Here is an 11,938-nt window from a genome sequence, read left to right on the forward strand (position 1 = left end):
TTAAGGTTGAGGTTCTGTCGGATTGCCCGATTCTCTTTTACTGCGAAGATAGTTGACTAAATCTGTTACTTCAAATGCATTTTCAAGAAGGAAACTACCGCTGCGTGTACGCGTCAACTTTGAAAGGTAAGCACCATTGTTTAAATGTTTTCCAAAGTCTGAAATCAGAGATCTTATATAAGTTCCTTTGCTGCAAACGATCCTGAAATCAATTTCAGGAAGTGCAATTCTGGTGATTTCAAAAGTTGGCACCGAAACAAACCGCAGGCGTAATTCCGTTTCTTCCCCACGACGTGCTTTTACATATAAGCGCTCTCCGTTTACTTTTACTGCTGAATGAGCAGGTGGATACTGTTGAATTTCTCCTGTAAAAGGAGCAGTAGCAGCATAAATAGCTTCTTCTGTAATTCCATCTAAAGGATATTCCTGATCTACGACGGTTTCCATATCAAAAGATGGGGTAGAGGCGCCCAGGATCATCGTGCCCGTATATTCCTTTTCTTCTGCCTGGAAGGTGTCTATCTGTTTGGTTAATTTACCTGTACAAATAATCAGCAAGCCCGTAGCCAAAGGATCCAGAGTTCCGGCATGCCCCACTTTAAGCTTCAACGGTTTCAGGGAATTTCTGATCTTTCCAACCACATCAAAGCTTGTCCATTTATAAGGCTTGTTAATGAGCAACAATTCACCTTCAGCAAAATTAAAGTCCGGAAAGGTTTTCGTATTTAATATGTTTTCACTCTCTGTCATTTCACTACACGCTTTTAATACGTTTTCTTTGTTAGATTTAATGTTTGGATGCTAATTTCTTCAGTTAAGATACATGAAGAGGAGTGCCGGAAAAATATAAAGCAAGGATCACTACGCCGATAATAATTCTGTACCAGCCAAAAACGCGAAACCCATGTTTAGATAAGAATCCTATAAATGATTTAATTGCTATAATTGCAACAATAAAGGCTATCAGGTTACCAAAAAGAAGCAGTTTAACATTCTCCGCATTTAGTAAATGATATCCCTTAAATAGCTTATAACCTGTAGCTGCGCACATAGTAGGTACGGCTAAAAAGAAGGAGAATTCAGCTGCAGCATGTCTGCTTAACTTCTGTTGCATCCCTCCGATAATCGTGGCTGCGCTTCTGCTTAGTCCTGGAAATACAACTGCTAAGACCTGAAAACATCCAATTTTGAAAGCAGAGATATTGGTGATTTCTGCTTCATGATGAACTTCTGGTTTTGTAAACACTTTATCAATGAAAAGCAAAATAACACCGCCCAGTAGTAAAACAATAGCGATAAATATAGGATTGCCTAATTTTTCATCGATGAAATCATTTAGCAATTTCCCAAATACCAGAGCCGGTATAACTGCGATAATGAGTTTTACATAAAACTGCCATTTGCTAAAGTCAAAAAACTTCTTCCAGTAAAGTACAACAACTGCAAGGATTGCCCCCAGTTGGATGGCTATCTCAAATAATTTAACAAATTCATCTTTCCCAATTCCCATGATGGCACTAGCAATGACCATATGGCCGGTTGAAGAAACCGGTAAAAATTCAGTTATTCCCTCAATTACAGCGAGAATAAAGGCCTGTAAATAATTCATGAAAGCTTTATTTTTTTAGAATGGCATAAACACCAAATCCGAATCCAAATAAAACGGTCATAGGAGCCAATAAGGTTTTTCTGAAATCGTAAATGTCTGTAGTACCTATCATAAGGATAAAGCCGAATACGACAATCGCAATACTAATCAATAGCAATTGATAGTTCTTTTTTGTGAATACAAGTTCAGTTTTGCTTTCCTGATTTACAGGAGTGTTTTTTTTTTCTATCATTATCTGTAAAGGTCGTAAATTTTTAGACGTAAATATTTGCTGACAGCAAAGGAGGTACTGATGGCGGTGATGAAAATTCCAACTCCCACCAGGCCAAGTAAGACAATGCCAAATTCGGTGTAATTGCGTAAAATTACTATTTCAGGAATTTCTCTTTGTGCATAGTATAAAATGCCTAGAAGAATAAGAATAGCAATAAATGCAGCGATTAGTCCATGTAATGCCGCGAATAAAATAAAAGGCTTGCGGATAAAATTTCTGGTAGCACCTACAAGTTGCATACTCTTAATTAAGAATCGTTGAGAGTAAATCGCCAGACGTATGGTATTGTTAATTAATGCAATGGAGATGATTAATAAAATTGCTGCGAATGCTAAAATAATCAGTCCGATAGTATTGATATTTTTATTCACCATATCAATTAACGAGCTTTGATAGATTACTTCCTTTACGACCGGGCTTTTGCCAATATTAGCTTTCAATGCGTCTATGCTTTTGTTATTTGCATAATCTGCTTTCAGATACACGTCAATGGTTGAAAGTAATGGGTTATAACCTAAAAAGTTTACAAAATCCTCACCTAAATCAGTGGTCAGGTTTTTAGCCGCCATTTCCTTGTTTACATACTGTGTCGTTTTAATTGCAGGATTCGCATTCAGCTCTTTTTGGAAAGCCAGAACATCGGCCTCCTTAGCACCCTCATCCACAATGATATTCAATACAATGTTTTCTTTAACATAATTGGAAAGATTTTTAGCATGTACTAATATCAATCCTAACATACCCAGCATTAATAAAACCAGTGCTATGCTAAAGATAGTAGAAATATAAATGGTTTTTGTCTTCTTAGAAGCATCGCTTACTTCAAATTCTTCCATGTATTTGTTTTTATGTTTTGCGAAAATAAAAAAATATAAGCAACTAATTTAAAATTATAGGCCTTTATCCCTTTTTAATCTTTCAAACTACAACGTTGTATCTGTAAAAATAGTTTAATGAAGCTGCTTTTAACCTGATTTATTGGACTGAAAAATCTTTTCTATGTAAGACTTTTGTAACATTTCCGTACCAAATAGGAGTTTTGGTCGTTAGTATGGTGTAAAAACACAAGTACTCAAAGGGGGGGAGAAGGCGAATTTTAGAAGGGAAACGTGTACTTAACATACCGAAAAACAAAAAAATACCTTATGAAAAAACAAATTACTTTAGCTGTCATGGTCTTATTTATCGTAGCAGGAACACTAACCGGATGTAAAAAAGAAACTGGGGAAGCAGCCCCGTTAAAAAAGAAAATCGAAGGAAGATGGCAGGTTGCCAAAGTAGAAACTACTATTGAAGGAAATGAAATGGCTGTTTATACCGGGGTTTCAGGAGATTTCTTCGAATTCAGAGGTGATGAAAATGATCAGATGGAATTTAATATTGGCACAGACCGGGCGCTTGGTAACTACGTCGTTTTGGCTAGCGATGACATTAATCTATCATTTTCGGGAAAATTGTTCAACTGTGATGTACATACCATTACCGATAATCAATTGGAGTTTACGGCAACATCAAACGGTGTCAGCCCAGCGGAAACCAGGAAGTATTTTCTGACCCGATAAATCAGAGGAAAATAAATAAAAGAAGCTATCCTGTTGTTTCAAAAACATTAGGATAGCTTTTTTTATATTTGCCATCAGCCTGTATTTTCACCTCTTGTCACAGGCTTTATTATGCTAAAAAGATATAAAGATCCAGATTTTTTGAAGCCTGTACCGGAGTTTCTCAATAGAGCTTCTATACTGCATTATCTGCTAAAATGGCTGGTTCTTACCCTGTTGATAGGTACTGCTGCGGGAACACTTTCCGCATTGTTCCTGACTTTGCTCAATCTGGTAACAAATTTTAGGGAAGGCCATACGGCACTGCTTTATCTGCTTCCGTTAGCTGGGTTTCTGATCGGGTTATTATACCATTATAAAGGAAGAGATGTGGAAAGAGGGAACCACCTCGTTTTTGATACTATCCATAATCCAAAAGATGTGATCTCCTTTAAAATGACGCCTTTTGTATTGTTGGGAACTTTGATTACTCACTTGTTTGGTGGATCTGCGGGAAGAGAGGGAACAGCCCTCCAGATGGCAGCGTCTACTGCTGATCAATTGTATAAACCTTTTCAATTAGGACCTGATGACCGCCGTATTTTACTAATTGCAGGGTTGAGTGCTGGTTTTGCTGCCGTGTTCGGAACGCCATGGGCAGGAGCGATATTTGGGATTGAAGTATTGCTATTGGACAAAATCCCTCAAAAAGCATTATTCCCAACCATCGTCGCGGCTTTTATCGGGGCTTGGATAACTGAATTATGGGGAGTAGGGCACACACATTACCATATGGGGCTGGTGCCTTCGGTTTCATGGAAGGGAATTGGTTATAGTGCGCTGGCAGGGTTGGCTTTTAGTACCGCCGCGATTTTATTCGTCAGATTAACTCACTTGTTTTCTACCCTGTTTAAAAAACTGAATTATCCTCCCCTGCGCCCATTTGTTGGTGGGGTTATTGTACTTCTTCTGGTCTTGGTGCTGGGTACACATAAATATATAGGATTAGGAATTCCGATCATTGTAGATGCCTTTGGCCAGGCTTCGCAAGTGGAGGATTTTGCTTTAAAGATACTGCTGACTGCCATTACACTGGGGGCAGGCTTTAAAGGAGGTGAGGTTACCCCATTATTTTTTATCGGAGCAACTCTTGGAAGTGCCTTATCTGTTTTTTTACCATTACCGGTAGGCTTACTTGCTGGAATGGGATTTGTTGCCGTATTTGCAGGAGCGGCAAAAACGCCGGTTGCCTGTTGTATAATGGCATTTGAATTATTCGGTGTTTCCTGTCTGATCTATGTAACAGTTGCTTGTGTGGTTTCCTTTCTGATCTCTGGTCACCACAGCATTTATAATGCACCTGAAAACAAATCGCCACGCCATTTTTTGTTCGGTAAATTAGGTATTTAAGAAAGGGTTTCTAATCCAACCTTTATTTCCTTATTTTCGCGCTATATATAAGGCATAGCTGTAATGGATTATCAATTTAAAGAAATAGAACAAAAGTGGCAAGAGTTTTGGGCTCAGAATCAAACGTTTAAAGCAGAAGAGCAATCTTCAAAACCTAAGTTTTACGTACTGGATATGTTTCCTTATCCTTCAGGAGCAGGTTTACATGTTGGTCATCCACTAGGTTATATTGCTTCAGATATATTTACAAGATATAAAAGATTAAAAGGATATAACGTATTGCATCCAATGGGATACGATTCATTCGGTTTGCCAGCAGAGCAATATGCCATACAAACAGGGCAGCATCCGGCTCTTACAACGGAAGTAAATATCAATACTTACAGGAGGCAGTTAGATCAGATTGGTTTTTCATTTGACTGGACTAAAGAAGTGCGGACTAGTGATCCTGAATATTATAAATGGACACAATGGATCTTCATGCAGCTTTTCAACTCCTGGTATAACCTGGAAACCGATCGTGCGGAAGACATTACCAGCCTGTTGGAAAAATTTAATGCTTCAGGAAGCGCTGATGTAAAAGCAGTCTGTGACGAAGATATAAAGTCTTTCCTGCCAAGTGATTGGGCAGCAATGACTCATGAGGAAAAACAGGAAGAATTGTTAAAATACCGCTTAACTTATCTGAGAGAAAGTACAGTGAACTGGTGCCCGGCATTGGGAACGGTACTCGCAAATGATGAGGTCAAAGATGGCTACTCAGAGCGTGGAGGCCATCCGGTAGAACAGAAAAAAATGATGCAGTGGAGCATGCGGATTTCTGCCTATGCAGAGCGTCTGTTGCAAGGATTGAATACAATCGACTGGCCGGAACCCGTTAAAGAAATGCAACGCAACTGGATTGGAAAAAGTGTGGGAGCCAGCGTTCGTTTTAAAATTGAACCGTCTGAAAAAATCGCAGCATTAAGCCAGGATTATATTGAAGTTTTCACCACCCGTGTGGATACGATTTTTGGGGTTTCTTATCTGGTACTTGCTCCAGAGCATGAACTGGTAATTGGCCTGACTACTCCTGAGCAATTGGATGAGGTGAACAATTATATCGCTCAAACCAGGAAAAAATCTGAACTTGACCGCATGGCTGATGTTAAAGCTGTTTCGGGTGCATTTACAGGAAGTTATGTCATTAATCCGGTAAGCGGAGAGCGTATTCAGTTGTGGATTGCAGATTATGTATTGGCTGGATACGGTACTGGTGCGGTAATGGGAGTGCCTAGTGGTGATCAGCGCGACTGGTTATTTGCCACTAATTTCAAATTACCCATCGTACAGATTCTGGATAGCCAGAAAGATATCGATACACAGGCTGATGCCACCAAAGAAGGTAAATATATCAATTCCGGTTTCATTAACGGAATGAATTATGCAGAGGCAACACAAACTTTAAATAACTGGTTGGAAGAGCAGGAAGTGGGAAAAGCAAAAGTCAATTACCGCATGCGTGATGCCATCTTCGGACGTCAACGCTACTGGGGAGAGCCAATTCCTGTTTATTTTAAAGATGGATTACCATACCTGATCAAGGAAGAAGAATTACCCTTAATGCTTCCTGAAATTGACAAATACCTGCCAACGGAAAGTGGTGAGCCCCCATTGGGAAGAGCCGAAGACTGGAGTTATGACGATCAGTATGAGTATGAACTGAGTACGATGCCCGGTTGGGCAGGTTCGAGCTGGTACTGGTATCGCTACATGGATGCGAAAAATAAGTCTGCTTTCGCTTCTAAAGAAGCCATCGAATACTGGAAAGATGTTGATCTATATATTGGTGGTGCAGAACACGCTACCGGACATTTGTTATATAGCCGGTTCTGGAATAAATTCCTGAAAGATCTTGGTCATGTGAATGAGGAAGAACCTTTCAAAAAATTGATTAACCAGGGAATGATCCAGGGTAGAAGTAACTTTGTGTATCGCGTGGTAGATGAAGAGGGAAGAGGAACGAACACTTTAGTTTCTTATGGGCTAAGGAAAGAATATAAAACGTCTGCATTACATGTTGACGTTAATATTGTGGAAAATGAAATCTTGAATATTGAGAAGTTTAAGTCTTTCAGACCTGAATTTGCTGATGCAGAGTTTATCCTGGAAAATGGAAAATACATTTGTGGAGTAGAGGTGGAGAAAATGTCCAAATCCAAATTCAATGTGGTCAATCCGGATGTGCTGATTGCGAGCTATGGAGCAGATACTTTAAGAATGTATGAAATGTTCCTGGGGCCATTGGAACAAAGTAAACCATGGAATACCAATGGAATTGAAGGCGTCTTTAAATTTCTTCGTAAATTCTGGCGCTTGTTCCACAATGAAGAATGGATTTTTAATGTAAGTGACTCCGTACCGGCGAAAGCGGAGTTGAAGGCCCTGCATAAAATCATTAAAAAAGTACAGGATGATGTAGAAAGGTTCTCTTTTAACACGTCTGTCTCCAGCTTTATGATTGCAGTAAATGAATTGACCGACCTGAAATGTAAAAATCGCCAGGTATTGGAAGACCTTGTAATTGTACTTTCTCCTTATGCTCCTCACATTTGTGAAGAACTTTGGGCGAATCTGGGACATGAGCCTGGTAGCTTATCATATGCTAAATATCCTGAATTCAACCCTGCTTATATGGTAGAAGATGAATTTAGTTATCCGGTCTCCGTGAATGGTAAAACTCGCTTAAACCTGAATTTAAGTCTGACTTTAGAGCCCAAAGAAATCGAAGAAACAGTTCTGGCTGACGAGCAGGTGCAAAAATACCTGGAAGGAAAAACACCTAAAAAAGTAATTGTCGTGAAAGGTCGTATCGTAAATATTGTGATCTAGATCTTAAAACTGATGTTTTAATCACAGAAAAGCTCCGGGCAATTGTTCGGAGCTTTTCTTTTTACTAGAGAATTTTTCCTTTTAACAGGTGTATTTTTGATTGTTCAGATGTATCATAAATTTGCATACCTTAGGATTTTTGTTTTCCGGATAGATGAATGATCAGAAGAATATAGCTTGGTACAGTTATAAACTAAAAGGGTTTATCAGCGTGTTGCATAGCTTTTTGTTCCTAGATAAGATTTTCCGGTTATCAACCTTAACCAGACACAATCACACAAAATGAATAAACCTATCCTACTTATCGCAATCATTTTATTGTTAAAAATGAATGCTTTCAGCCAGCCAAATGTGCATGGCCAATCCAGTACTTATCAATGGCCTTCAGATCCTTTAGTAAAGAACAAACTGGAAAAATGGCAAGACCAGAAATTCGGAATGATCATTCACTGGGGGCTGTATGCAGTCCCGGGGATTATGGAATCCTGGAACCTCTGTTCCGAAGATTGGATTTCCAGAGATAGTACCATCGCTTATGAAGATTATAAAAAGTGGTACTGGGGCTTAAGCGAAAAATTTAACCCGGTTAATTTTAATCCGGAACAATGGGCAAAAGCAGGAAAGTCTGCAGGTATGAAATATCTGGTATTTACAACAAAACACCATGATGGTTTCAATATGTTTGATACAAAGGAGAGCGATTTTAAAATTTCCAACGGTCCTTTTAAAGGAAATCCGAAAGCAGATGTGGCGAAATATGTTTTTGATGCTTTCAGGAAACAGGACTTTATGATCGGGGCCTATTTCTCTAAACCAGATTGGCATTCTCAATATTACTGGTGGTCGAAATATGCAACGCCAGACCGCAATAATAATTACGACATCAAAAAGAACCCATGGAGGTGGAATAAGTTCAAAACACAAACCTTTAATCAGATTTCTGAGCTGATGAACAATTACGGATCTGTCGATATTCTTTGGCTTGATGGCGGATGGGTAAGGCCACTGGAAACTGTAACTGATGAGGTGCGTGCCTGGGGAGCAACCATCCCGGCATGGAGTCAGGACATTGATATGCCAAAGATTGCAGAAATGGGTCGTAAGGCACAACCCGGACTGTTAATTGTAGACCGGACTGTTCATGGGCCTTACGAAAATTATCAGACTCCGGAACAACACATTCCGGAAAAACAATTGGATCATCCCTGGGAAAGTTGCATGACCCTGGGTGGCGCCTGGGGATTTGCGGCAAATGATCAGTATAAATCTGCAGGAACCGTAATCCATTCCCTGATTGAAATTACAGCTAAAGGAGGAAGTTTGCTGCTTGGTGTAGGGCCGAAACCAGATGGAACCATGCCGGAAAAGGTAATTAGCCGTTTAGAAGAAATAGGAAATTGGATCAATAAAAACGGGAAAGCGATTTATGGAACGAGAATCACCAAGAATTATCATCAAGGCAATACCTGGTTTACACAAAGCAAAGATGCTAAAACCAGGTATGCATTGGTATGCCTGAAGGAGGGAGAAGATATTCCGTCTACAATTTCATGGGTTGGCAATGAGCCGGCTAAAGGAACAAAAATCAAACTTTTGCAAACCGGAGAAAATGTGAAATGGGTAAAAGAAAATGAACAGATTAAAGTAATTCTGCCAAAAGGACTCCCTAACAACCTGCCTGCACTCGCATTTTCTTTTTCTACTGCTCAATAAAACAAATGAAACAGGTTTTTCAAATATTTATATTGACAGCAGTCTTGACGACTGCCTGTTATCAATCTGGTCGCGCTCAGAAAAAAGCCGCTTATAAAGACCCGACGGTTGCTATAGAACTGAGAATAAAAGATCTTCTTGGCAGAATGACCCTTGAAGAAAAGGTCGGACAGTTATCTGTACTGCTTGGGTGGGATATGTATAGCAAAAATGGAAATGCAGTGGAGGCAAGTGAGCAGTTCAAAAAAGCATTGGCCACACAGCATACAGGAATGTTATGGGCAACGTTAAGGGCCGATCCCTGGACAAAGAAAACACTGCTGACCGGATTAACCCCTGTACAGGCAGCCAAAGCCACAAATGCCATTCAAAAATATGCTATAGAAAATAGCCGGTTAAATATTCCAATGTTGTTGGCCGAAGAATGCCCGCATGGGCATATGGCGATAGGCACAACTGTCTTCCCTACTTCTATAGGTCAAAGCAGTACCTGGAATCCTGATCTGATTAGAGAAATGGCTGCAGTTATTGCATTCGAAGCCCGTCTCCAGGGCGCCCATATTGGTTATGGACCTGTTCTGGATCTGGCACGTGAGCCAAGATGGTCCCGGGTAGAGGAAACCTATGGAGAAGACCCGGTACTCAATAGCAGAATGGGAGAAGCGATGGTTAAGGGTTTTCAGGGAAATAATTTAAAAAGTGGAAAGAATATTGTTGCGACACTTAAACATTTCACCGCCTATGGTGTGCCCGAAGGAGGGCATAATGGAGGTAGTGTAGCTGTGGGAAAAAGAGAATTGTTCCAGTCTTATTTACCACCATTTAAAGCCGCAGTAAAGGCGGGTGCTCAATCAGTCATGACTGCTTATAATTCTATTGATGGAATTCCTTGTTCTGCGAATCATGATCTGCTTACCGGTATTTTAAGAGATCAATGGGGCTTTAAGGGTTTCGTTGTCTCTGACTTGGGGAGCATCTCAGGACTGGTTAGTAACCACCATGTCGCAGCAAATGCAACTGCCGGGGCGGCAATGGCTATAAATGCCGGTTTGGATGCCGACCTGAGTGGTTATGGTTATGGACCTGCGTTGATAGATGCATTTCGTAAAGGAGAAGTGAAAGCCGATGTGCTGGACACTGCAGTAGCACGTGTACTTCGGATCAAGATGAAAATGGGACTATTCGAAAACCCTTATGTGGATGTTCAAAAAACGAAGTCAGTCAGGAATGAAACGCATATCGCTCTGGCGAGAAAAGTAGCAAGTGCTTCGTTGGTTTTGCTTAAAAACAAAAATAATGTCCTTCCTCTGAGTCATAAGCTTAAAAAAATTGCAGTGATAGGACCCAATGCTGATAACATTTATAATCAGCTGGGAGATTATACCGCACCTCAGGACGAAAATGCAGTAGTGACGGTGCTGGAAGGAATAAAAGCAAGTGTTGGTAAAGGTGTTGAAGTAAGTTATGCTAAAGGCTGTGCGATAAGAGATACGGCTTCAAACGGTATAAATGAAGCGGTTGAACTTGCCAGAAATGCTGAGGTAGCTGTTGTTGTATTGGGTGGATCCAGTGCCAGAGATTTTAAAACAGAATACCTGAATACAGGCGCAGCACAGGTGAAAGCTGCTGAAGTAACGTTAAGTGATATGGAAAGCGGAGAAGGATTTGATCGTTCTACACTCGACCTTATGGGAAGGCAAATGGAACTGCTTCAGAAAATAGTGAAGACTGGAACCCCTGTGGTATTGGTCCTGATTAAAGGGAGGCCTTTAAATCTGAATTGGGCTGCGGATCATGTGAATGCCATTGTGGATGCCTGGTATCCCGGACAGGAAGGAGGAAATGCGATTGCTGATGTCCTTTTTGGACGTTATAATCCTGCTGGAAGATTACCGATTTCTGTTCCAAAATCAGTAGGTCAGCTTCCGGTATACTATAACCTCAAAAAGCCGGCAAATCACAGCTATGTGGAAGTAGATGATCGTCCGTTATACCCTTTTGGCTATGGATTAAGCTATACAACTTTTGAATATAGCAATTTGAACGTCCAGGTCTCGGGAGCACAGGAGAACCTCTCTGTTAAAGTAAAACTGGATGTTAGGAACAGTGGAGAAAGAGATGGTGATGAAGTTGTTCAGCTGTATATTGTCGATAAAGTGAGTTCAGTCGTTACTCCGGTAAAACAATTGAAAAAATTTAAGCGTGTCTTTTTAAAATCCGGACTGCAGCAGTCGGTAGAATTTGAGTTAAATGCAGAGGATCTAAAACTGTATAATCAGCAAATGAACTGGGTTCTTGAACCTGGTGATTTTACGGTAACGCTGGGTGGCTCCTCTGAAGACGTCCGACTAAAAAGGGATTTTACAGTGCAGTGAATTTAACGTGGTTTCTTCTTTTAACCTGATTTTATAACAAAGGACTCCAACTCTTTTCACCGATCAAAAAGAGTAATTCGCCGTCAAATAATTGCGCGAAACCTAAAATCTATGGATGTAATCTGTAACAAAAATTACCTTGCGC

Annotated in this window: 9 protein-coding genes; 5 read left to right on the forward strand and 4 right to left on the reverse strand. The window is 40.2% G+C overall.

All coding sequences use genetic code 11. From position 1 onward, the window contains the following. The 4 genes from truB to BFS30_RS08495 all read right to left on the reverse strand — a co-directional run bounded on the left by truB (position 1) and on the right by BFS30_RS08495 (position 2,719). Complete coding sequence (gene truB / locus BFS30_RS08480) at positions 1 to 750, reverse strand: tRNA pseudouridine(55) synthase TruB (RefSeq protein WP_069378883.1); 750 nt, start codon at positions 748 to 750, stop codon at positions 1 to 3. A gap of 64 nt (positions 751 to 814) precedes the next feature. Further along, positions 815 to 1,609: an undecaprenyl-diphosphate phosphatase gene (locus BFS30_RS08485; RefSeq protein WP_069378884.1), complete on the reverse strand. Its 795-nt coding sequence runs from the start codon at positions 1,607 to 1,609 to the stop codon at positions 815 to 817. A gap of 7 nt (positions 1,610 to 1,616) precedes the next feature. Beyond that, positions 1,617 to 1,841: a DUF3098 domain-containing protein gene (locus tag BFS30_RS08490; protein WP_069378885.1), complete on the reverse strand. Its 225-nt coding sequence runs from the start codon at positions 1,839 to 1,841 to the stop codon at positions 1,617 to 1,619. Beyond that, positions 1,841 to 2,719 (reverse strand): cell division protein FtsX, encoded by an 879-nt coding sequence (locus BFS30_RS08495; RefSeq protein ID WP_069378886.1) that lies wholly within the window; start codon positions 2,717 to 2,719, stop codon positions 1,841 to 1,843. The genes BFS30_RS08490 and BFS30_RS08495 overlap by 1 nt, the downstream gene beginning before the upstream one ends. Before the next feature lie 309 nt (positions 2,720 to 3,028). Here BFS30_RS08495 and BFS30_RS08500 point away from each other — a divergent pair, with 309 nt between their 5' ends. From BFS30_RS08500 to BFS30_RS08520, 5 genes are all read left to right on the forward strand, one after another. Further along, positions 3,029 to 3,445 (forward strand): hypothetical protein, encoded by a 417-nt coding sequence (locus BFS30_RS08500; protein WP_069378887.1) that lies wholly within the window; start codon positions 3,029 to 3,031, stop codon positions 3,443 to 3,445. Between the two features lie 111 nt (positions 3,446 to 3,556). Beyond that, entirely contained in the window at positions 3,557 to 4,834 is a 1,278-nt protein-coding gene (locus tag BFS30_RS08505; RefSeq protein ID WP_083251994.1) for a chloride channel protein, read from the forward strand. Positions 4,835 to 4,897: 63 nt separating this feature from the next. After that, a complete protein-coding gene (gene leuS / locus BFS30_RS08510) occupies positions 4,898 to 7,705 on the forward strand; it encodes a leucine--tRNA ligase (protein ID WP_069378888.1) in 2,808 nt (935 codons plus the stop codon). A 282-nt stretch (positions 7,706 to 7,987) separates the two neighbouring features. Then, a complete protein-coding gene (locus BFS30_RS08515; protein ID WP_069378889.1) occupies positions 7,988 to 9,418 on the forward strand; it encodes an alpha-L-fucosidase in 1,431 nt (476 codons plus the stop codon). Positions 9,419 to 9,450: 32 nt separating this feature from the next. After that, positions 9,451 to 11,793 carry a glycoside hydrolase family 3 N-terminal domain-containing protein gene (locus BFS30_RS08520; protein ID WP_237028726.1) on the forward strand — a complete coding sequence of 781 codons (2,343 nt, stop codon included), beginning with the start codon at positions 9,451 to 9,453 and terminating at the stop codon, positions 11,791 to 11,793. The last annotated feature ends 145 nt before the right edge of the window (positions 11,794 to 11,938 follow it).

This window comes from Pedobacter steynii, from assembly GCF_001721645.1.
GTDB lineage: Bacteria > Bacteroidota > Bacteroidia > Sphingobacteriales > Sphingobacteriaceae > Pedobacter > Pedobacter steynii_A.

Excerpts from the sequence above, each read along its gene's own strand:
- truB (WP_069378883.1), bottom strand. The coding sequence starts at position 750 with ATGACAGAGAGTGAAAACATATTAAATACGAAAACCTTTCCGGACTTT.
- BFS30_RS08495 (WP_069378886.1), bottom strand. The coding sequence starts at position 2,719 with ATGGAAGAATTTGAAGTAAGCGATGCTTCTAAGAAGACAAAAACCATT.
- BFS30_RS08485 (WP_069378884.1), bottom strand. The coding sequence starts at position 1,609 with ATGAATTATTTACAGGCCTTTATTCTCGCTGTAATTGAGGGAATAACT.
- BFS30_RS08505 (WP_083251994.1), top strand. The coding sequence starts at position 3,557 with ATGCTAAAAAGATATAAAGATCCAGATTTTTTGAAGCCTGTACCGGAG.
- leuS (WP_069378888.1), top strand. The coding sequence starts at position 4,898 with ATGGATTATCAATTTAAAGAAATAGAACAAAAGTGGCAAGAGTTTTGG.
- BFS30_RS08490 (WP_069378885.1), bottom strand. The coding sequence starts at position 1,841 with ATGATAGAAAAAAAAAACACTCCTGTAAATCAGGAAAGCAAAACTGAA.
- BFS30_RS08515 (WP_069378889.1), top strand. The coding sequence starts at position 7,988 with ATGAATAAACCTATCCTACTTATCGCAATCATTTTATTGTTAAAAATG.
- BFS30_RS08500 (WP_069378887.1), top strand. The coding sequence starts at position 3,029 with ATGAAAAAACAAATTACTTTAGCTGTCATGGTCTTATTTATCGTAGCA.